Source organism: Paenibacillus sp. FSL R7-0331 (genome assembly GCF_000758645.1).
Taxonomy (GTDB): Bacteria; Bacillota; Bacilli; order Paenibacillales; family Paenibacillaceae; genus Paenibacillus_AQ; species Paenibacillus_AQ camerounensis.
Map to the genome: position 1 here is coordinate 4588719 of NZ_CP009284.1, position 21922 is coordinate 4610640.

Annotated in this window: 21 protein-coding genes, 1 riboswitch and 1 other annotated feature; of the genes, 8 read left to right on the plus strand and 13 right to left on the minus strand. The window is 51.2% G+C overall.

Going from position 1 to position 21922, the window contains the following annotated elements; all coding sequences use genetic code 11:
- Positions 1 to 38 precede the first annotated feature (38 nt).
- From prsW to R70331_RS19780, 3 genes are all read right to left on the minus strand, one after another.
- Positions 39 to 734 carry a glutamic-type intramembrane protease PrsW gene (gene prsW / locus R70331_RS19770; protein ID WP_042178260.1) on the minus strand — a complete coding sequence of 232 codons (696 nt, stop codon included), beginning with the start codon at positions 732 to 734 and terminating at the stop codon, positions 39 to 41.
- Between the two features lie 93 nt (positions 735 to 827).
- Positions 828 to 1442, minus strand: coding sequence for a genetic competence negative regulator (locus tag R70331_RS19775; protein WP_042178262.1), 615 nt, complete (start codon positions 1440 to 1442; stop codon positions 828 to 830).
- A gap of 228 nt (positions 1443 to 1670) precedes the next feature.
- Entirely contained in the window at positions 1671 to 2042 is a 372-nt protein-coding gene (locus R70331_RS19780) for a hypothetical protein (RefSeq protein WP_042178264.1), read from the minus strand.
- An 85-nt stretch (positions 2043 to 2127) separates the two neighbouring features.
- Here R70331_RS19780 and R70331_RS19785 point away from each other — a divergent pair, with 85 nt between their 5' ends.
- Positions 2128 to 3057, plus strand: coding sequence for a polysaccharide deacetylase family protein (locus tag R70331_RS19785; RefSeq protein WP_442950554.1), 930 nt, complete (start codon positions 2128 to 2130; stop codon positions 3055 to 3057).
- Positions 3058 to 3150: 93 nt separating this feature from the next.
- On the opposite strand, the gene R70331_RS19790 is transcribed toward R70331_RS19785, so the two are convergent.
- Genes R70331_RS19790 through R70331_RS19800 form a run of 3 tightly spaced genes read right to left on the minus strand, consistent with a single transcriptional unit; the run spans position 3151 to position 4960 of the window.
- On the minus strand, positions 3151 to 3984 hold the full coding sequence (locus R70331_RS19790; RefSeq protein ID WP_042178267.1) for a metallophosphoesterase: 834 nt from the start codon (positions 3982 to 3984) through the stop codon (positions 3151 to 3153).
- Positions 3978 to 4370 (minus strand): hypothetical protein, encoded by a 393-nt coding sequence (locus tag R70331_RS19795; protein WP_042178269.1) that lies wholly within the window; start codon positions 4368 to 4370, stop codon positions 3978 to 3980. Before R70331_RS19795 ends, R70331_RS19790 begins: the two co-directional genes overlap by 7 nt.
- On the minus strand, positions 4367 to 4960 hold the full coding sequence (locus tag R70331_RS19800) for a CPBP family intramembrane glutamic endopeptidase (RefSeq protein WP_042178271.1): 594 nt from the start codon (positions 4958 to 4960) through the stop codon (positions 4367 to 4369). Before R70331_RS19800 ends, R70331_RS19795 begins: the two co-directional genes overlap by 4 nt.
- 66 nt (positions 4961 to 5026) lie before the next feature.
- On the opposite strand from R70331_RS19800, the gene R70331_RS19805 reads away from it, so the two are divergent.
- Positions 5027 to 5935, plus strand: a complete 909-nt coding sequence (locus R70331_RS19805) for a hypothetical protein (protein WP_042178273.1) — start codon at positions 5027 to 5029, stop codon at positions 5933 to 5935.
- Between the two features lie 112 nt (positions 5936 to 6047).
- Positions 6048 to 6275, plus strand: a binding site (T-box leader).
- 240 nt (positions 6276 to 6515) lie between these two features.
- Complete coding sequence (gene serA, locus R70331_RS19810; RefSeq protein WP_042178275.1) at positions 6516 to 8108, plus strand: phosphoglycerate dehydrogenase; 1593 nt, start codon at positions 6516 to 6518, stop codon at positions 8106 to 8108.
- 97 nt (positions 8109 to 8205) lie between these two features.
- Here serA and R70331_RS19815 read toward each other — a convergent pair whose 3' ends face one another.
- Positions 8206 to 9048: an SDR family NAD(P)-dependent oxidoreductase gene (locus tag R70331_RS19815; protein ID WP_042178277.1), complete on the minus strand. Its 843-nt coding sequence runs from the start codon at positions 9046 to 9048 to the stop codon at positions 8206 to 8208.
- 153 nt (positions 9049 to 9201) lie between these two features.
- Here R70331_RS19815 and R70331_RS19820 point away from each other — a divergent pair, with 153 nt between their 5' ends.
- The 5 genes from R70331_RS19820 to R70331_RS19840 all read left to right on the plus strand — a co-directional run bounded on the left by R70331_RS19820 (position 9202) and on the right by R70331_RS19840 (position 14374).
- A complete protein-coding gene (locus R70331_RS19820; protein WP_042178279.1) occupies positions 9202 to 10191 on the plus strand; it encodes a helix-turn-helix transcriptional regulator in 990 nt (329 codons plus the stop codon).
- A gap of 91 nt (positions 10192 to 10282) precedes the next feature.
- Positions 10283 to 11533: a methyl-accepting chemotaxis protein gene (locus R70331_RS19825; protein ID WP_042178281.1), complete on the plus strand. Its 1251-nt coding sequence runs from the start codon at positions 10283 to 10285 to the stop codon at positions 11531 to 11533.
- A gap of 199 nt (positions 11534 to 11732) precedes the next feature.
- A riboswitch (cyclic di-GMP riboswitch) is annotated at positions 11733 to 11825 on the plus strand.
- A 114-nt stretch (positions 11826 to 11939) separates the two neighbouring features.
- Positions 11940 to 13580, plus strand: a complete 1641-nt coding sequence (locus tag R70331_RS19830) for a thiamine pyrophosphate-binding protein (protein WP_052419131.1) — start codon at positions 11940 to 11942, stop codon at positions 13578 to 13580.
- Between the two features lie 26 nt (positions 13581 to 13606).
- On the plus strand, positions 13607 to 13975 hold the full coding sequence (locus R70331_RS19835; RefSeq protein ID WP_042178285.1) for a carboxymuconolactone decarboxylase family protein: 369 nt from the start codon (positions 13607 to 13609) through the stop codon (positions 13973 to 13975).
- A gap of 48 nt (positions 13976 to 14023) precedes the next feature.
- On the plus strand, positions 14024 to 14374 hold the full coding sequence (locus tag R70331_RS19840; protein ID WP_042178288.1) for a hypothetical protein: 351 nt from the start codon (positions 14024 to 14026) through the stop codon (positions 14372 to 14374).
- Positions 14375 to 14498: 124 nt separating this feature from the next.
- Here R70331_RS19840 and glpK read toward each other — a convergent pair whose 3' ends face one another.
- The 6 genes from glpK to R70331_RS19870 all read right to left on the minus strand — a co-directional run bounded on the left by glpK (position 14499) and on the right by R70331_RS19870 (position 21851).
- Positions 14499 to 15992 (minus strand): glycerol kinase GlpK, encoded by a 1494-nt coding sequence (gene glpK / locus R70331_RS19845; RefSeq protein WP_042178291.1) that lies wholly within the window; start codon positions 15990 to 15992, stop codon positions 14499 to 14501.
- Between the two features lie 117 nt (positions 15993 to 16109).
- Positions 16110 to 17555 carry an ATP-binding protein gene (locus R70331_RS19850; protein WP_042178293.1) on the minus strand — a complete coding sequence of 482 codons (1446 nt, stop codon included), beginning with the start codon at positions 17553 to 17555 and terminating at the stop codon, positions 16110 to 16112.
- Positions 17556 to 18272, minus strand: a complete 717-nt coding sequence (locus R70331_RS19855) for a response regulator transcription factor (protein ID WP_020427515.1) — start codon at positions 18270 to 18272, stop codon at positions 17556 to 17558.
- A 110-nt stretch (positions 18273 to 18382) separates the two neighbouring features.
- Positions 18383 to 19645, minus strand: a complete 1263-nt coding sequence (gene ccsA, locus R70331_RS19860) for a cytochrome c biogenesis protein CcsA (protein WP_042178296.1) — start codon at positions 19643 to 19645, stop codon at positions 18383 to 18385.
- On the minus strand, positions 19642 to 21330 hold the full coding sequence (gene resB / locus R70331_RS19865; RefSeq protein ID WP_042178299.1) for a cytochrome c biogenesis protein ResB: 1689 nt from the start codon (positions 21328 to 21330) through the stop codon (positions 19642 to 19644). Before resB ends, ccsA begins: the two co-directional genes overlap by 4 nt.
- The gene (locus R70331_RS19870) at positions 21327 to 21851 is read right to left on the minus strand and encodes a redoxin domain-containing protein (protein WP_042178302.1); all 525 of its coding nucleotides are present in this window, start codon (positions 21849 to 21851) and stop codon (positions 21327 to 21329) included. Before R70331_RS19870 ends, resB begins: the two co-directional genes overlap by 4 nt.
- Positions 21852 to 21922: the final 71 nt, after the last annotated feature.

Below are 21922 nucleotides of genomic sequence, written 5' to 3' on the forward strand. Positions count from 1 at the left end.
CGGAACTTCCCGGGTAAGAATAAGTGTGTCCATCTCTATTAAAGGTTAACCTCTTCCTCGCGCTTCAAAAAGCGGAACGGTGAACGGCTGTTGGCCCGTGCCACCTTCCCCATGCCGCCATACCACAATACCGCCATTAAAGGCACGATGAACCAGATCCAGTAGTTCGACATTGTGGCGAGGATAAAATCATATATTCCGTGCCATAGCCAGGGCAGCAGCAAGGATACAAGCAGTATCCCTCTTGGTTTCTTGCCCTTCGTGAACTTGGCCCGGCCCATATGATAGCCCATAATGACCCCGAACATCGCATGGCCGGATACCGGAAGCAGCGCCCTGATAAACATGGAGCCCAGCGAAGCATGGCTGTACCACGCATACATCACATTCTCAATTGTTGCAAAGCCGAGCGAGATCGCTACAGCGTATAGTATTCCATCATAAGGCTCGTCAAATTCGGTATGATTATAAATCATGTGGTACAGCATAAACCACTTGAGGCATTCTTCAACTCCTGCGGAGATCAGGAACGAATCAACATAAGCACCGCCGCCCAGCCCGAGCACCAGACCACGCTGGATGATCATGACCGGGAAGACGATTAGCAGGCCAAGCAGAAATACCTTAAGAACCATATGCAGCGGCTCCTGGTCGTACTTGTCTTTCAGATAGAAAAAAGTCAGCAGCGCAAGTCCCGGTGCAACTGCCGACGTAATAACCGATAACAAAAGCACCGAGCTTTCCTCCCCCAAACTTTCACCTGTAATTCTGCTTCCTGTCAATCTGCAGAAAAAGGCCTGGCAGTTGCCCAGGCCCGTTAATCCCGCTTATTCCTGGCGTTTGAAATGCGTGCACAGCAGCTGAATGGCATTCTCAGCCATCACTGTCTTGCCGTATTCGTCCAGCACAGCTTCAGTTACCGGGGAAGAATCCCCGAATTCTGACAACACTGCAACCAGCCCTGTAAGCACAGCTTCCTCGTATTCCTTAGGATCGAAGTAGAGATACCATTTATTATTATAAGAATACAGCTTTCCTTGGGAAGTAATATTGCCGATGAGTACATGAGCCGCTTCAACCAGAATCTCAAAATCGCGGAATGCATACACAATGGAGTCGCTTTGTTCGAGAGTAACTTCCATTTCGTAAATCTCTTCAGGCATTTCTTCTTCCCCGGCTCCACCGTACTGATGGTGATCATATTTCCCCCGGGTCACTATAACGACCATACCTTGCGCGGGCAATGCGAACACTTCCACGGCAAGCGGACCTGTAGCGTCAAAACCAAGTTCACTGTACGCCTGATCCATCATTTCCGTAAAAAGGTCATGCACCTTGGGAACTTCCTGCCACATATCTTCCTTCTGGATGCCCCGCTCGCTCAGGTCGTCAAAAGTGAGGAAAATCCGTATCTTATCTTGACCTAATCGCTCTATTCTCATGACAGGATCCTCCTTTTGCAAGCTCATTTAATATTAATGTATGATGAGTCCCGAGTAATGAGCCAAAAATGGTTACTATGTAAGTATGTTATCATTTTGGCGGAGTAAATGCACGCAAATAAATATATTTAATCATTCATTACCACGCTGCTGCTTGTCTGAATACAAAAAAGAATCATTCTGAAGATGGAATCATCTCCAAAATGATTCTGAGCTGCTTTCTTGCGGTTACAAACCGGGTATGACTATATGCGTATCCTTGAGGATCTGCTCCACTTCATGTTTTACATCGGGATTTGTACGGATGAAATCCTTCAGCATATTCAGGTTGGATTCTTTGGACTTTAGGACATCTTCATCTTTATGTGCTGCGGTATTATGCTCTGCTTTGTCTTCTTTGTCATGCGGTCCCTCCGCAGCAGTGCTGCCGAATCCGGTCATCGCCATGCCCATTATTTTGTCACGCGCCTTTTCACCGGCCCCCTGATGCTGGCCTCCTGAATGCATGAGCGAAGACATCATGGCGCTGCGTTTTTTGGACATAATCATACTGGCGGCGGCACCAAGCACTACTCCGCACAGAAATGACGAAGTATTCATATCTCTAACCTCCTTGTATGGTAAAATCATGCTTAGTGTTCGCGGAAAGATTCCGGCTCATACAGCCAAACAACAAGAAAGCGAGATGAAAAAAGTGGGTAAAGCAATTTCAGTACTGCTCCTGGCAACCCTGCTGCTGTCGGCCTGCAGCAGCGGGAATAACAACGGGGAACTTACACAGGGCAGCGCTACCCAGGCCCCAGCCGGCACACAGACGGCTGCGCCAGCCGCAACCGCACAGGCAACGGCCGGCAGCACAGCGGCACAGGATATGTCCCCAGCACCGTCACCCGCAGCAACCGTTGCACCGGCTGATTCAGCAGCAGGGACTGCTGCACCGTCAGACAGCGGACCGGCTCCTACAGAGATTCCTCAGCTGTACCATATGAACAAAAATTACGATATTGTTCCTAATGAGGAAGGTACGGACAAAAAGGTTGTCCTCCTAAGCTTTGATGACGGTCCAAAGGATGCTGAAATGATTAATGCGCTGATGGATACACTGGACAAGCACCAGGCAAAAGCCATCTTCTTTGTCAATGGCTACCGGGTAAAGGAGCATCCCGAGCTGCTGGAGCTGCTGCATGACCGCGGCGGCATTATCGGCAATCACAGCTGGGACCATATCGTACTTAAGGATAAGGGTTACGCAGAAGTGAAAAAACAGATCGAGGATGTTCAAAGCATCGTTAAAGAGATTACCGGTGAAGCACCGGATTTCTTCCGTCCGCCGCACGGCGCAGGCGGGGATGTGGGCAAGCAGGTTGCAGCCGAAAACGGGATGCTCTATATGACCTGGTCCGTAGGATCACTGGACTGGGAAATGAAAGAAAAGGATACGGGCAAGACCGAGACACTGGTCAAAAACGTGACGGATCAGCTGCATTCCGGCAGCAATATCCTAATGCACGAGCTTCCGTGGACGGTCGAGGCGCTGGATACGCTGCTGACCACGCTTGAAGGCAAAGGCTACAGCTTTGTCGATCCGCGCAGCATTGAGCTCAAGATGCGCTAAGCACAAAGTACTTAGCCGATTCCAGAAAAAGGGACCCCTGGCACTATTGCCGGGGGTCCCTTTTCTGCGTTTACAATAATACTATACATAAAATCAAATATTTGTTGCTTTACGAAGCGTGAGCACGTGCATCTCTGCGGGACTGCGCCAGCGGAGCGGAAGATGCGCGGTGCCGAAGCCCCGGCTGATCAGCAGACTGGCTTCTGCTCCGCTGCCATCATTTCTGGGAATGCTGTACATGCCTGCATTGTATGTACGGTAGAACGGATCGGCATGCATCTGCAGGCCGAACGGCAGTACAACCTGGCCGCCATGAGTATGACCGGCAAGTATAAGATCCGCAGCGACAGCATCCTGTCCGGAGAGCCAGAGCGGATCATGCACCAGAATGATCCGGCAATACGGAGTCTCCCTGTAGGGTGCCGCCGGTAATGGGGCGTATCCTTTCTTCCCTCCCTGCTTCGGGAAATCCATACCGGTCAACACCAGTCTTTGGCTGTTATGTTCTATAAAGACATTCTCGTTCATGAGCAGCCTTATTCCGCTCCCGCGGACGATGTTATCAGCCAAAGCAGTATTAGCCTTGTAGTCATGATTGCCGTGAACCGCATATGCAGGAGCCAATGAAGCCGCAAGCTTCATATTCTCTGCCAGCCTGGCCGGAGCATTGCCCTTCTCTGTGAGATCACCGCCCAGAAATACGGCATCCACCTTTCCTGCCAGGGGGGCCAGAAGAGCCCGGGGAAGGCGCCGGCGGTGAATGTCGGTAATAAAAAGGATGCGGAAGCCGTCAAATCCGGCAGGCAGTGTGCTGAGAAATATTTCCTCGGCAATAATCCTCTTCCTGAAGGCGTTCACGATCATCACAGCAGCCAGGATACCTGTAACCAGCAGAATGGCTGCGACGGCAATCCACACGGCTACCATAACGTCCTCAGCGCAGGTGCGTCATTGATTCCCCACCAAATGAGGAATCCAAGCAGCAGAATAAACAGGACATACAGCGAGTTGACGAATATTTTGCTGAGCCTTAAGCGCTCTGACGGATAGCTCTGGGAACGGGATGGAGTATCCTCTGTCTCCTGAGTTGCTGTCTGCTTTTGCCTGTCCGGCTTTACAGGGGAAGCTGCCGCCCCGTGTCTTGCTTTTCTGGAAAGGCCGGCAGGCTGTTCGGCAGTTTCCTGCCGGACCTCAGGGGATACAGCAGTTGTCTGTTTTTGATTCGTTCCGGCCGCAGAACGTTTTTTGCGGTCTGACGACTTGTGGTCTGCTGATTTGCGGCGGGATTTAACACGGCTAAGTTCCTCGCTCATGACTCCCTCCTGTAGCGGATCACAAGACCTGAGAACAAGTCGATTAAGAAGTGGCATAATATAGGTGCCCATAAGGTTCCTGTGTGAATGTAAATGTAACCCAAACCGTAGCTGCTCAGAAATACCCAGCCCGTCGGAAGCCAATGGCGCAGATAGCGGACATGGATTACAGCAAACAGAATGCTCGTCCAGTAAGGGCCGAAGGCGTGCTGAATGGCTCCCCGGAACAGCAGTTCCTCACACACTGCGACCATTGCCGCAATAATGATGATATGCCAGACCGGACGGTTTCCGAACAGGAGCTCGTTAATCCCTCCGTCATCCATGCTGTCCTGCGGTGCAATATAAGTTAACAAAAAATCCACAACCAGCATAATTCCTGCTAAACCAAGGCCCCAGAGCACAAATTGCGCACTGTCAGGAAAATTTAATATGTCAATGGGATTTCTTTTCTGCAATAATATCCATATCAGACCGATAAATAAAGTAAGGCCCTGTGTAATATACAGATTAAGCAGAAGCAGCTTGTCAGTCAGCTGCTGTGGATCGGCTTTTTTAATTTTGATGTTGCCTAATTTGAATTTTTTCATTGTAACCTGCCTGTTCTATATTGTTTTTACATAAGATCATTTTTCCAGAAGAAGGAGCACTAAATTATGAATAGCAGTAACTCCCGCACTCAAATGTTATACACACTAGGTTTTCTATTTTTCCTGATCTGCGCATTTGCCGCATTTTTTACGGGAGTGAAGGTTGGAGCTGACAAGACGGAGGCTAAATATGCCCACCTGACCGGTACTGAAGGGGCTGTGGAGGAATTCTCCGGTTCATACCAGCAGCAAGATCTTGTTGCTTTCTATCATAACGTATTTTTGCCTTATCGGGAATTCAAGCGGAATTGGAACAGCGAAGTGGATAATCTGGCCCGCAGCTCAGATGCGCGCACCAATGCGGCAACGCTCAAAAATCTCGGTCTTCTGGCTGACAAACAGTACGGAAAAGTCAGTAAAGACTCCCTGTTTACCAACTCGCCTCTGCTGTCCCAGGCTCAGCTTAATATTCTCAAGAGTCTGACGCTCTTCTCTCAGGCTTCCAGCAAGGTGACCGCCGGCAGCTCCGGTTCTGAGACCGCCAAGGCGCTTAAGAATGACAATTTTACAGCAAGTGCCATCAAGTTCGGGCTGCTGGGACAGAAAGACTTCTATGATTCCATGCTTAAGTGGGGCTCCAAAACCAGCAGCACGATTCCAGCGGCAACAGGCGAACTCAAAACGTTATCCTTTGTAGCATGGAAAAAGATGCCGCTGCTGCTCAAAAATGCGACAGTCGCTAACATCATGCTGAACCGCAAAATATACGGCGCTTATGATCCGCAGGATATTTCGGCCAAGATTGATGATATGATCTATTCCGGTACCGCCAGCTCGCTCGGCTTGAAGGATGTTCAATCTTCTATCACGCTGCTTATCTCTACAGGCGCCGTTCAGGAGCAGGACTTTATGAAGTGGCGTGAGCAATATTACGGCAAGGAAATCGTACCGCAGCTGCCGTTCTTTTATGAGTAGAACCAGCTATTGCATCATAACGAAAAATAAAGCTCACTTCAAGACAACCCGAGCAGAATAAGCCTATTGACACAGTTGGCATCACCATGTTACATTATGAAAAATTAATCACGCAAAACCGATGAAGGAACAAAGATTCTGAAGGTCTTCAGAGAGCCGGTGGTTGGTGCAAACCGGTGGCGGACAGTGTTCTTTAGCGCTCCTGAGATATTGTATCGAACGAACAGTAGATGCAATCGGATCAACTCCGTTATCAGTGTGGCCTTTTGACGGCCAATGAGGCTGCTTCTGAACAGTTGCAGTGAATTAGGGTGGTACCACGACAACTCTCGTCCCTTACTACGGCAGTAGTATGGGGTTGGGAGTTTTTTTGTTACCCAAATTCATTATAATTGGTCTAAAAGGCCCATGCTCTGTTTTCCCGGTACATCTGCACGCTTTTTCTTTTATGCGACAGCGCGTTACCCCGTTATTTCGGCATTGTTTTCCAATTTGTCTCACTGATTCTGGTACTGTGGACTGCCTCATACGGGCATCCTTAGGCATATTAGCTTTTTACTTTTAAGGGGGATAAGAAACCATGTTTAAAGTATTAGTGTCGGATCCGATCAGCGATTTGGGTATTCAGCAATTGATGGACGCAAGCGATGTAATTGTGGATAAGAAAACAGGACTGAGCGAAGACGAACTGGTCGCTATCATCGGCGAATATGACGGTCTGCTTGTCCGCAGCCAGACAACGGTTACCGAGAAGATAATCGCTGCCGGCACCAACCTGAAGGTTATCGGCCGTGCCGGAGTCGGAGTTGACAACATTAAGCTGGAGGCGGCCACCCAGCGCGGCGTCGTAGTTATCAACGCTCCTGACGGAAATACCATCACGACCTGTGAGCATGCATTTGCCATGATGATGGCGCTGGCCCGCCATATTCCGCAGGCTTATGCCAAGACGATTAACGGGGTCTGGGACAGAAAGACCTTCCTCGGCGTTGAGCTGCGCGGTAAAACTTTGGGTGTACTCGGAATGGGCCGGATCGGCAGCGAAGTTGCCAAACGCGCCAAAGCATTCGGCATGAGCATTCTCGCTTATGACCCGTTCCTGACCGCCGACCGTGCCGAGAAGCTGGAAGTGAAGCTTGCTTCGGTTGACGACATTGTGCGCGGCGCTGATTTTATTACTGTACACACACCGCTGACTCCTGAAACACGCCATATGATTTCCCGTCCGCAGTTCGAAGTAATGAAAAAAGGCATGCGCATCATCAACTGTGCCCGCGGCGGTGTTATTGATGAAATGGCACTGGTTGAAGCCATTGACAGCGGCATTGTAGCCGGAGCAGCGTTTGATGTATTTGAGAAGGAGCCGCCTCAGGCTGATCACCCGTTCCTGTCGCATCCAAAGGTCATCGTCACCCCGCATCTGGGCGCTTCGACTGTTGAAGCCCAGGAGAATGTAGCCATCGACGTTTCCGAGCAGGTCCTGCACATTCTGCGCAATGAGCCGTTCATCAACGCCGTCAACATCCCGCCGGTTGCTCCAAGCGTGATGAACAAGCTTCAGCCGTACTTCACGCTCGGTGAGAAGCTGGGAAGCTTTGCAACACAGCTTACACACGGAGCTATCAGAGAGATCAGTGTGGAATATGCCGGCGACCTGTCCGATGTGGATACCCAGCCTCTGACCCGCTATATTGTCAAAGGTGTGCTGTCCCGCCACTTTGCCGGCGATGTCAATATCGTTAACTCCATGCACCTGGCCAAAACCAGAGACGTGAATGTAGTTGTAACGAAATCGCCTAAGACCAAAGGCTTCACAAACCTGATTACCGTTACACTGAAGGCTGACCCTGATGAAGTACGCCTGGTTGCCGGCACGCTGCTGCAGGGCTATGGAGAACGCATTGTCCAGGTGAACAACTTCCCGGTTGATATCGCGCCGGAAGGCCACCAGATTCTGATCTCCCACAACGATAAGCCGGGTATTATCGGTCTCGTCGGCACCCTGCTGGGTGAAAATGACGTCAACATCGCATCGATGCAGGTCGGCCGTAAAATCGTCGGCGGAGCAGCGATCATGCTGCTGACTGTAGACAAAGCAGTGCCGCAGCATGTTCTTGTGAAGCTCGCCGGACTGCCGGAAATTAATACTGCCGAAGAAGTCATTCTGCTCTAGCAGAAGCACCCGCTTAAAGAAATAACGCCCGTCCGGAATGCGCGCTTATCAGCCGCAGTTCCAGACGGGCGTTTCGTTTATGCCAGGCCTGTTCCGCCTACTCCATCCGGAAGACCGGGACTTTGCGCCCGTCCGAATCCGTGAAACCGTATCGTTCCGCCAATGCGCCAACCTGCTGAGGAATGCCCGAAAGTGACAATCTATCCGGTTCTTCTGCCAGAGCGACAACAGCACGGCCAATATAAGCAGTAGACTCCGTGTTCTTCAGCGCCTCTACCTCCTGCCAATGATCCTCATCCGTCCCGAATTCCTCTAACACATGCTCAGTCCGCATCCAGCCGGGTGAGAGCGGAATAACTGCAATGCCGTCTGCGGCAAGCTCAACTGACAATCCGTAGGCCATACGGGTCAGCGCATTTTTAGCCAGATCATAATAGATATTCCCGGTATATTTATCCCTGTCCCAGAAGGTGGTATGAATAATCAGCCCGCCGTTTTCTTCAGTCCTGCGCATAAGCGGAACCGCATAATAATTCGTCATCAGCTGTGCTCTGACTCCTGCCTCAAACATATTGTTCCAGTGGGCTGGCGGCTGTTCCCAGAACGGTTCGAGGCCGATCGGAAGCCGGTTGCCGCCCCACACATTATTGACCAGAATATCAAGCCTGCCCTGTTCATTGGCAATCTGACGGATAGCTGCCTCTGTCTCCTGATCACGGGTATGATCACAGCGGATTGCGGCGCCTTCACCGCCGTTCTCCACAATTTCACTGCAGACCGAATCTATCGTTCCTCTTAGCTGTCCAGCCTGCTTTAGTCCTGTGCTTCTGCCGGTAACATAAACAAAAGCTCCTGCCCGTGCCAATTCCAGTGCGATTCCCCGCCCTGCCCCTCTGCTTCCTCCGGTGACTAAAGCAACTTTTCCTTTGAGTGTTGTCATCTTTGTATCCTGCTCCTTCCAATTATAAAGTGGTCCATTGCCTGTGCTTCTCAGCTTTCTATTCATATTATATCCTTTATATATGTCACCAATTGACATATATAAAGGATATAATAAAAAATAAAAGGGTTTCGAGCGGAAAGGAGCTTAACCATGAGGGCTGACCGTTTATTATCCATACTGCTTCTGCTGCAGGCCCGCGGCAAAGTCAGCTCTCGCGAGCTGGCCGGACTTCTTGAGGTCTCTGAACGGACTATAGTGCGTGATATGGAGGCACTTAGCGCGTCCGGCGTTCCAGTATTCGCCGAAAGAGGACGAGACGGCGGCTGGTTGCTGCCGGCAGGCTACAGAACCGCCTTAACCGGGATGAAGCCGGGGGAGATAGGTTCACTGCTCCTGACAGCCGATTCTGCTGTCATAGAAGCACTTGGCATCAAGGAGGACTATTCCTCTGCCGTCCGTAAGCTGGAAGCGGCTGCCGCCCAGCCGCAGCACTCACAGATCCAGCTGCTTAACCAGCGCATTCATATCGACGGCGCAGGCTGGCATCCTTCCGGCGAAGCGTATCCTTACCTTACTCTCCTGCAGGAAGCTGTATGGACAGATCATAAAGTCTTGATTGTATACAGTAATAACGATGAGCGCAAAGAGCGGCTGATCTCCCCGCTGGGTCTCATAGCCAAACGCGGTGTCTGGTATGCCGCTGCCCAAAGCGGCGGGGAGCTGCGGACTTTCCGGGTATCCCGGATTATTTCTGCTGAATTAACTGATGACGCCTTTACCCGTCCGGCAGGCTTTGATCTGGCCCGTTACTGGGAGGAATCCACCGCTTCATTTAAGGCAGCACTGCCCCGGTATCCTGCTACCCTGCTGCTCAGCATCTCCGGCATGAAATCCCTCAGGCAGGAGCGTTATGCAGCCGTACTGACTGCAGTGCCTTCTTCCAAAGCAGGCTGGCAGAAGGTTCAGGCTGAGTTTCACACACCGGAATCAGCCTGCAAAATCATTTTGTCTCTGGGACAGGAGGCTGTTGCAACCGCGCCTGAGGAGCTGGTGAACATGCTGGTAGAATCATTACGGGGAACCTCTTTTTTATATGAAGAAATTGCGCAATCCGCCTCAGCCGGAGAATCTGGAGTTTGAAGTTTTATGTCAGTTTTTACAATAGACTGTTTCCCCGCAGATCACCTATACTATTACAATACACACCATCTTTTTTAGGGGGAATTTTATTATGGACTGGATGACCAAGCTTCCGTTAAAGCAGAGAATCGTTGCCGGCTGTTACCTTGTTGCCGCTTTGTTCGCTGTTCCGGTTTTAATCACTCTTGTAATGATTGGCAAAATCGTTCTCGGCATTATCCTTATTGCTGCACTGGCCGGTCTGACTTATCCTCTCGCGCGTTTCGTTGAGAGAACGCTTACATCTTCATTTGATGAATTCTCCAATGTTACCCACACCATTGCCAAGGGCGATTTTACAAGCCGGGCTGATGAGAACGGGTCGATGGGCGAGGTCAGCCGCTCCTTCAACGTTATGATTGACAAGCTCAAGAGAATTCTGACCGAAGCGTCACAGATCACACGCCATGTAATGGATGCCAGCAGAGGCATCGAGGACAAGAATCACAGCCTGAAAATTGTAATGGCCCAGGTGGCCTCCTCCTCCAACGAGCTGGCGGTCGGCGCCAATGAGATCTCAGCGGATATTGCGGACATGACGGAATCCATCAAGGATATTGAAACCAAGGTGGCCAACTACACACACTCCACCAAGGAAATGAATAAACGCTCCATACATACGCTTGAATTGGTTGAGCAGGGACGTCTGTCAGTAGATACCCAAGCAGAAGGCATGCGCAAAAACATCGAGGCTACCAATAAGGTTGCCGGTACCATTGAGGCGCTCTCCCAGAACGCACGCGGCATTTCCATGATAGCCAAGTCCATTACCGAAATCGCTGAGCAGACCAATCTGCTGTCGCTGAATGCTTCAATTGAGGCGGCACGCGCAGGTGAGCACGGACGCGGCTTTGCCGTTGTCGCCCAGGAGGTCCGCAAGCTTGCAGAGGAGTCAACCGCCTCAACCAAAGAAGTCTTCGGCCTGATCCGCAGCATTGAAACCGATATTAAGCAGGCTGTAGAGAATATCGCGATTAACGAAGAGGTTGTACAGGTACAGAATGAACTGATCGTGGAAACGGCCCATATCTTCTCCCAGATCGTCCAAAGCGTTCAATACATAACCGAGCAGATCGCCGCCTTTTCCCAGGAAAGTGACCTTATGCTGGAGAGCGCCCTCAAAATTTCCGGTGCCATTGAAAATATATCGGCAATTACCCAGCAGACGGCAGCCGGTACTGAAGAGGTGTCCGCAGCCATGAATGAACAGATCAACGCTCTCCAATCCGTTGCTGATGAGACAGACAAAATGACCCAGGCAGTATTCCAGCTGCAAAAAACCATTCACATTTTCAAGTTCTAAGCAAGCATTACTTCAGTCCTAGAGCTGCCGCTTACATCATGCGGCAGCTCTTTTGGTTTTTGTAAGACGGATTCACTGAATTGTCCTGCAATTCGTCAATTTTCGCACTTTTCTGCATAATTGTATTGACAATGATAGAGTTAAAAATATATTGTAAAAGTAAATTTAACCAAAGAAATATTATCCAACTTAGTACCTAACCAAATATCGGCAAAGTTCTCCGAAAGGAAATGACGCAAAGCCATGGATCTACAGTCTCAAATCTTGGGGCCAGGATAGCCAGGTTGCAGCCGGGACGTTAGAATAATTACGTTCTTAACGGCTATACGTGCAACTGGCCTGTGCTCATTAGAGCACAGGCATTCTATTGTCACTGGAGTCGCTAGAAAAATACACAACGGATAGGGTGGAACTCTTGAAAACAGTCGCAGATTATATGGCTGAGGCACTTTACAACCTTGGCGTAACACATTCCTTTGGTATTATCGGCAAATCTATTTGTCCTATAGCTCTTAAGATGGTTGATTACGGCATTGAATTTATTCCGGGCAGACATGAGTCCAGCTGCGGCTTCGAAGCCGCCGGCTATGCACTCAAAACCGGAGGGCTTGGTGTTGCCTTCGGGACCTCAGGCCCGGGCGGAACCAACCTCCTTACTGCAGCAGCACATGCCAAAGCCAATAACCTCCCTGTTCTGTTCATTACCGGTCACCAGTCCATTAAAGAGCTCGGAATTCCCCAGTGCCAGGACTCTTCATCCTATCTGGCTGATCTGGCGGATATGTTCAGACCGGCTACCTTATTCAGCAAGCTGGTAGAGCGCGGAGATCATTTCAGTACGATTTTTAATCATGCCATTTCTATAGCCCTGAGCGGCAAACGCGGACCGGTACATCTGTGCATCCCTTTTGATGTGCAGACCGAAATGCTTGAGGAATGCCGCATTGTCATTCCAGAGCGCGAGACTGTTGTCAGCACTGGTAATTTCGAACGCGTAATCGCTGCTATTAACGAATCAACCCGTCCGCTTATTATCGCCGGTAAAGGCGTTAACCGGTCAGGAACACACCAGGAGCTTATTCAACTGGCCGAAACCTTTAATATCCCTGTTGTTACCTCGCCGGGCGGAAAAGGCGCTATCGCCTGGGACCATCCGCTGTACCACGGCCCGTGCGGTGTAGGCGGCTGCAAACACGGGGATGACATGCTGAACAGCAGCGATCTTTATATTGTGCTCGGCTCACGCCTGAGTGATATGACAATCTGCAATCTAAAAGCCGAGAATCATCCGGCAACACTGATTCAATTCGATTCCGATCCTACCTTTGTCGGCAAAATCTTGAATTCGCAGACGATTTCGGTCAGCGGTGATCTGCGTGACAACCTGAGCTACTATCTTCAGCATATCGACAGGGATACCGTTATCAGACATGAAATTACAGCAGATGCTAATTACCATGACGAATTGCCTATATTGCCTAAGCTCTCGATTGCTTCGGTCCTAAGTACACTAAGCGATCAGATTCCTTATAACAGCTCGGTATTTGTAGATGATGGCAGCCACGGCTTCCATGCCGTGAAATGGTACAATGTTAAGAAGCCGGGAAGCTTTATCTTTGATGCCTATTTTGCCTGCATGGGCAACGCTATCGGCATGTCGATCGGCGCCAAGGCAGCATCACCTGATGAGACCGTTCTCTGCATCACAGGAGACGGCTGCTTTATGATGCTGGGCGCAGAGATCAATACTGCAGTCTGCAAGAACATTCCGGTTATTTTCATCGTGGTTAATAACATGCAGCTGGATATGGCACTCAAGGGTATGGAAAAGACAACCGGCAGAATCGACGGTACCCTCTTCGAGGTTCCGATGGATGCAGCGAAATTCGGTGAGTCCCTCGGCGCCGTAGGCTATAAGTGTGAAACTGCGGAGCAATTTGCCGCAGCTATTGATGACGCAGTTGCTTCAGGAAAGGTAGCTGTTATTGAACTGCTTACTGACCGTGACGAAATGCCTCCGACGGCGCACCGGGTATTGAATCTTTAATAACATTATTCAGGGGGTTTTCTTAAGTGGAAAGTTCAGTGAACAGCGGGCTCAAGCATTTTACCAATCTCTCCGGAGACTACGGCAACAAGCAGTTAGCGCCGATTAAAGAACATTTTCCGGAATTGGCTGAGTATATTATGGGCAATGCCTACGGCGATATTTTTCAGCGTACAACGATCGGCTCAGACTGGAAGGAAATTGCCGTCATTTCAGCCCTGATCACAATGGGCCAGTTCGAGCAGCTTGGCGTTCATTATGTAATGGCCCTGCGTGTCGGCATGACTGTAGATCAGATCAAAGGCATCCTGCTGCATCTGGTTCCGGCTATCGGTGCTCCAAAGGTCATCTCTGCCTTCAATGTACTGCTTGCCACGCTGGAGGAAATCAAGTAGCTTTTGAATATGTAGAACATCCCTATCTTGTTTTGGAGGCTTGAGCAAATGGGCAAATATGTACTAAAAACCGATCCTGAGAACAAAAAGCTGCATATTTATCTGGAAGGAACCTTTTCCAATGAGGACGGCCTCAGATCAATTCAAGCCTACCAGCAGGTCGTTAATCCGATTATCCCCTCTGAATATGAGCTGCAGATCGACTGCCGCAAGCTGAATGTCACAGCTCCGGATGTGGTTCCTTTGCTGGAAAGCTGCTTTGTCATGTTCAAATCGGACGGTTTTCAGCAGGTTACCCTTGCTCTCGAAAACAATCCGCTGCTCAAGATGCAGCTCTCCCGGCTTGGACGTAAAGCCGGGCTTGAGAGCATGCTGATTGTTCCTACTTTTCAAGCTTAATTACTCAATAATGCTCTAATCAACAAAAGCAACCTGCGGACAAGTGATAACTTGCCTGCAGGTTGCTTTTGTTATGGCGGATACCCTTATTTCGATTCCTGCCAAAACGAGAATCAGAAAGCGTCTAATGCCTTGCTTCATGCTTCTCCCAGCCCATAGTCCGCTCTACTGCGTCTTTCCACACGTTATAGCGTTGCTCCCTCTCTTCTCCGTCCATCCGGGGCTCAAAGTCACGCTCCGCTTTATTGAAGCTCTCCAGCTGCTCTCTGGACCAGATTCCGGAGGTCAGACCGGCCAGCAGTGCTGCACCCAGCGCTGTTGTTTCGGCATAGGTGGTACGGGTCACTGTGCTGCCGAGAATATCCGCCTGGAACTGCATCAGCAGATCATTGCGCACGGCCCCGCCGTCAACCCGCAATCCCGTAAGCGGCATACCGGCGTCCTTCTCCATTGCGCCGATTACATCACGGGACTGGAACGCCAGTGCCTCCAGCGTAGCCCGTACGAGATGACCGGCGGTTGTGCCCCGGGTGAGGCCGAAGACGGCCCCGCGGGCATACATATCCCAGTACGGGGCGCCAAGCCCAGTGAACGCAGGTACTACTACTACGCCTTCACTGTCTTCCACCTCAGCAGCCTTCTGCTCGGAATCAGCCGGCCCGTCGATCAGGCCAAGCCCTTCATGCAGCCACTGCACAGCGGCTCCGGCTACAAATACACTGCCTTCAAGCGCATAATACAGCTCGTCTCCCATTCCCCACGCAACGGTGGTCAGCAGGCCGTGCTTGGAGGTAACAGCTTCTGTTCCGGTGTTCATGAGTATGAAGCAGCCTGTACCGTATGTATTTTTGGCACTGCCCGCTTCCAGGCAGGTATGGCCGAACAACGCAGCCTGCTGATCGCCGAGCACAGACCGGATAGGAATTTCCGCACCGAACCAGCGGGTATCCGCGATGCCGAAATCTCCGCCGGACATGCGGACTTCCGGCAGCATCGCCCGGGGGATATTCAATTCCTGAATCAGCAGATCGTCCCATCTGCGTTCATGCAGGTTATACAGCATCGTCCGTGAAGCATTGGTCACATCTGTCGCATGCACAGCGCCGCCTGTAAGCTTCCAAATGAGCCAGGTGTCCACAGTACCGGCCAGCAGCTCCCCGCGTTCAGCACGCGCTCTGGAGCCCTCCACGTGGTCCAGAATCCAGGCCAGCTTGGTCGCAGAGAAGTAAGCATCAACCACCAGGCCTGTCTTGCCGGCAATCTCCCGGGCCAGCCCCTGGCGCTTGATCTCCTCACACTGCGGTGCTGTACGCCGGTCCTGCCATACGATCGCCGGATACACCGGCTCCCCCGTCTCCCTGTCCCAGATCAGCGCCGTTTCACGCTGATTGGTGATGCCGATCGCCGAAATGTCCGCAGGCGCAACAGAGCTTGCCTGAATCGCATCTCTGGCTGCCGCCAGCTGGCTCTCCCAGATTTGCTCCGGATCATGCTCCACCCAGCCGGGCCGGGGAAAGGACTGCTTAATATCATATTGCCCCTGGCCTACCATACCGGCTTCTTGGTCAAACAGTATAGCCCTGGAGCTGGTAGTCCCTTGATCCAATGATAAAATCATCAATAATTGCCTCCTAAAGTGACGGGTATGTTATGTTCCACGTTGAACAAGATTAAAGGAGTCCTTTCAACAAAAAGCACCTCTGCATTCAGAGGCGCTGTCAGTCTAAGTCTGAATTTACTGTTTTTCGACAGGAAGCCGTAGCGTAAAGGTCGTGCCTTCGCCAAGCCTGCTTGCGGCAAATATCTGTCCGTGATGTGATTCGACGATATTTTTAACAATGGCCAAGCCAAGTCCGGTACCGCCAGACTCCCCGCGGACACGGGCCTTATCAGCCTTGTAGAAGCGTTCAAAGATAAAAGACAGGTCATCCGGATGAATTCCGGCGCCCTGGTCGCGAATCGCAAGCTCCAGATAACGGCGGCCCTCCAGCACGATGGAACTGCCTGTAATAGAGATCTGCTTGTCGGCCGGAGTGTGTCGGAATGCATTATCCAGCAGATTCGTCAGAACCTGTTCCAGCTTGTCTACATCCGCAAACTTAAGCAGCAGTTGCCCCTCAGGCTTGTGCAGCTCCAGAATGATATCACGTTCCTTGGCACGCACGGTAAATTTGCGGTAGATACGTTCGAGCAGCTCGCCCATATCCACCTGCCCCATCATCATATCGGTATGACCCGCTTCCATCCGGGCGAGATCAAGCAAATCCTTGACCAGCCTGCCCATTCGAAGCGATTCATCATGAATAACCTGTACCAGCTCATTCCTCTCCTCCGGAGAGGAAGCCATTCCGTCCAGCAGTGCTTCACTGTAGCCCTGCATCATGGAGAGCGGTGTACGGATCTCATGTGATACATTTGCCACGAAGTCGCGGCGCATCTTCTCCAGCCGTACTTCCTCCGTTACATCCCGGAGTACAGCTACCGCACCACGGATGCGCTCATCCGAATAGAGCGGAGCCATATGTACAGACCATACCCCCTGGCGGACATGGACATTAGCACGCTGATCCCCGCCCTGCCTAAGCGTATCCATAAACAATGGACGCAGCGGCAGCGGAACTGCGCTGAAATGCGCATGTTCTTCTCCAGGTCCGGCATCGCCTTCCGGCTGATGCTCCAGGCTCAAATCGCTCCATATCTCCAGCAGCTTCTGCCCGTGCGGATTCGTGAGGATAACCTGGCCTTCATTATCAAAGGTAATTACAGGATCAGTCATGCTGCGAAGCACACTGGACAAATGCCCCTTCTCATGATTCAGGCTGCGGATATTCTCCTCAAGCTCTGCCGCCATATGATTAAATGACGTTGCCAGCTGGCCAATCTCATCACTGGTCCGCAGCTTCAGCCTGGTGCCGTATTGGCCGCGGCGGATATTATTCGCCGCTTCTATAACCTGCTGCATCGGCTGCGTGATCTTCGTAAACAGGAATAACGCAAAAAACGTCGTCAATGAAAATCCGATCATACAGGCATAAGTAAATAAACGTTTGATCGCCCCGGAATTGGCGAAGTTACTGTCGATATAAGGAAGCAGGAACAGCCCTACTGTGATCAGCACGACAGCAACAAGGCAGATGATCGTAGCCCACAGCTTGCCGACAAGGCTTCTCCAGAAACTCACCTATTTGGGTACCTCGAGCTTGTAGCCGACTCCCCAGACTGTAGTGATCATTGCCGCCGATTCCGGTGATACTTTATTCAGCTTTTCGCGGAGTCTTTTGACATGGGTGTCAACCGTACGCAGATCTCCGAAAAATTCGTAGTTCCAGACATCCTTCAGCAGCTCCTCACGGGAAAACACCTTGTCCGGCGATATAGCCAGATAATGCAGCAGCTCATATTCCTTCGGAGTCAGGCTGACCTCCTGTCCGCCGGCCGTGACGCGGTGGGCATCATGCTCAATAATGAGATGCGGAAATACAATATTATTGCTGGAATTGCTCTCTTTGGATAAAAAGGCTGTCGCCGATGAACGGCGCATAATAGCCTTGACCCGGTAAATGACCTCGCGCGGGCTGAACGGCTTAACCACGTAGTCGTCTGCCCCCATTTCGAAGCCCTGAACGCGGTTGATCTCTTCGCCCTTGGCGGTCAGCATCAGAACCGGAGTGGACTTGACGCCTCTAAGTCTGGTCAGCACTTCGATCCCGTCGATCCCCGGCAGCATAACGTCAAGCAGGATTAGGCCGTAATCATTGGCTGTTGCCTTGCGCAGCGCAATTTCACCGTCCTCCGCTTCGTCGATTTCGTAGCCTTCTTTTTCAAGATACATTTTTAGCAGGCGGCGAATCCGCTCCTCGTCATCTACCACCAGAATTCTATTCAGATGCTCAGCCATTAACAACAACCCCTTCATCAATTACAGTTGAACATTACCCTAATACGCATCACGCCTGAAGGCATGGGATTTACATTACTATAACGCAAAATATCATGGTATAAACGAATTCAGTCCGTTCCCGCATAGGAATGAAGTCCGGCAATAACCAGATTTACACCTATCAGGGTAAACATGACCACCAGAAAGCCCAATACGGCAAGCCACGCAGATCTGCGCCCCTGCCAGCCGCGGGCAAGCCGCAAATGCAGATAAGCGCTATAGAACAGCCACGTGACAAGAGCCCATACCTCCTTCGGGTCCCAGCCCCAGAACCGTCCCCAGGCAATCTGCGCCCAGATCATAGCAAAAATCAATGCTCCGAGCGTAAAGATCGGAAAGCCGATCGCAATCGCCCTGTACGTAATCTCATCGAGATCATTCTCGTCAATCCCGTCCAGCACCGGATGAATTGCCTTACCCAGCGGCCTGCGGACGATCAGGCGGAGCATAGTATAGAGAATCAGCCCGGAGAGCAGCGACCAGATGACTGTGTTGAATTTGCGCCCTGCATTAACACCGTTCATCCAGGAGGGTGCTTCAAACAGCGGCTTCGTTATGCCGAGAAACGGCTGAAAAACCTCTGTTTTGCTCTGGTAAGGTGCCACAATCGGCGGCATTTTATAACTCACTTTCTCTATTGTACTATCTCCCTGCCCGGAGCTGTCAATCGTTACGTTGCTGCGGACAAAAACAGATTCGTACCCTGCTCCGCGGAAGGCGAACACACTCCCGAGAAATCCAATTATAACAATGATCGAGAAGAGAGTAAATTCAACCAGCCGCTGCTGTTTGCGGTCACTGCGTGCTGTACTGTCAAAATTCACAGTGCGCAGCAGGTACATCAGGCCGGCGGCAAAGCCGACAGCAAAAAAGGACTCGCCCAGCGCCGCAAGCGTAACATGGATATTCAGGTAAATAGACTTCAGGGAAGGGATCAGCGGCTGTACCTCCTGAGGAAACACCGCTGCATAAGCCATTACTATTATAGATACCGGAACCGCAAACACACCGAGAATGATAGTACGGTAGATGGCAAATATCACGGTGAAGGCAACCATAATCATCATCGATAAAAAAGTCATGAATTCATACATATTGCTGACCGGAATATGGCCTGAGCCTATCCAGCGGGTAATGAAGTAAGCGAGATGACAGAGTAGCCCGAGTGATGAGGCGATAAAGGCAGCCCTGCCCCAGCGGGCGGTATGCTCCTCAGGCTTCCTGCCGGACCAACGGCGGCCCATAATAGCGATCGTGAACAGCATAAACGCACCGCTGTACAAAAAGAAGGCAATTATAAACACATCACTGCTGAAATCGAGCAGGCTCATGCCAGACCTCCCCCGTTGTCCAATGATTTTTCATCGACTATCAGGTCTACCTTGTGCAGAACGGCTGCAATCTCGCGCCGGAAGCCGAACCAGTTCTTATTGGTATGTCCTCCAAGCACAAGCTCTCTGTCTTCCACACGGAGCCAGATGCGTCTGTGCTGCCAGTAGAAGCCCAGCACTAGCCCCAGCATGACAATTCCCGCTCCAGTCCAGACAAACGGCATTGCCCGGTCTATGCGGACATTGAGGTACGACGTCGATGCTGCAAAGTCAACATCACTCATGTCCTGCACCTCAAGCTCCAGAAAACGTCCGCTGCCGCCCAGCCGCTCATTAATCGCCTGCTGCTGGAACTGCTCCTTATCCACCTGCTTCGGAAAATAAAAATACTGCTGTCCTTCTTCGGGCAGTCCCGGACCGTTAATCAGAAACAGAAAAGCCGGCGCATTCGGATACGGTGACTTAGACACCGGCCGTCCCTCCTCATTCAGGCCGAAGTCCATGTATTTCTCTTTAAGGGAAAGGGTATAAGGGCCGGACTGGAACGTGCGCTCCGGATTCCTCATATCAAGCTTGAACTTGCCGTATGCCTCTCCGGTTAACGAATTGAACAGCTCCGGCTGTACTGAACGCAGCACCGGTGTCAGGTCATAATCAAACTGATACGCTTTCATACCTTTGTAGCTGAGCGGTGAATTCACTCTGATGTCGTGCCTTGCGACCTCTGCAAGCACCGGCTCCCGGGCAGGGTCGGTACAGTCCGCTGTACACTCATAGAGTACTGCCTGGGTCTCATAGAGCTTGGGCAGCACCTTTTTGCCGCGGAACTCTTCCGGCATCTCTTCATCACTGTAGAACTCCACAGTAAACTGTTCATTTTTCAGATAATAGGTGGTCTCCGGAATTCTCGCAGCCTCACCCTGCGGAAAAGCAAGATGCTGATCCATATTAAGCCCAGGCAATCCCCGCGCCAATACAGCAAGCAAAAAAATAATCAGGCCAATATGTATAACGTAAGGCCCCCAGCGGCTAAAACGGTGCTTCTCGGCTAGCAGAGCACCCCCTTCCGTCTTGACACGGTAACCCCGCTTCTTCAGCGGCTCTGACAGTGCAGCAACCCAGGCTTCAGGGTCAGCCTCCAGCGGTGATACCAGCACAACCTTCTGACGGGTCAGAAATTGGCGGTGCTTGCGGACCTTCTGGCGGGTAAGTGCCTTATATAGCGGAAGCACACGGTCCAGACTGCAGATCACCAGCGAAGCGCCGATCATTACAAGCAGGGTAATAAACCACCAGGATTCATAGGTGTGCGAAAGGCCGAGTCTATAATATATATTCCCGGCTGTTCCGTACATTTCTTTATAGTAGGTTGATGCATCGATGTTCAGAAACGTGCTCTCCTGCGGAAAAACTGTGCCCAGCATAGAGCCGAGCAGCGTTATCACAATCAGATAAACCGCGATTTTGACAGAGGAAAAGAAGTTCCATATCCGGTCTATGACGCCCGGCCTGATACGCTGTGAGCGGCGGGCAACACCGTCATAACGCATTTCCAGGTTCCCTTCCGCTCCAAGCTCCTTCTCTTCCTGAGGCTTGCCGCAGGCTTCGCACAGCACGGTTCCAACAGGATTCTGATGTCCGCAGTCGCATTTGGTATTGCTGACCAAAGGCTCCCGCGGAGTCATGGGTCTACCAGCTTCCCTATCTGGACATCCAGCGTATCCAGCTCCAGCTGCCCGATGTGAATGCTGTCCACCCTGCCTTTTGCATTAATGAAAAAGGTGGTCGGCAGCGGGGAAACACCATAGCTGCGAACCGCATCACGCCCGGTATCCATAACAACTGGAAAGTGAATATCGACCTGCTTGACAAAATTCTCTACTGTCAGCTGGTCTTCCCCGACGTTAACGCCTACAACAACTACCCCTTGTTCCTTCCACTTCTCATACTGCGCCTGCAGGGCAGGCATTTCCTTCACGCAGGGACCGCACCAGGAGCCCCAGAAATTCAGCACGATCGGCTGTCCCTTGTACTCATCCAGCGTGTGGGTCAGGCCGTCAAGCCCCAGCAGCTCATAGGACGGTGCCTTGCTGCCTTCCTGCGGTTTCCCGTCTCCGCCGAACACCGAAGTGCCGATTGCATAACCTCCAAGCAAAAGTATCAGAAAAAGAATTACGATTTGAACCGGCTTTCTCGCTTTGCCCACACGCGAAGCCCCCTTCTGTGACGCAATTCATACTTTAGTTGTCAGGTGTGAACATCCTATGAACATTATAC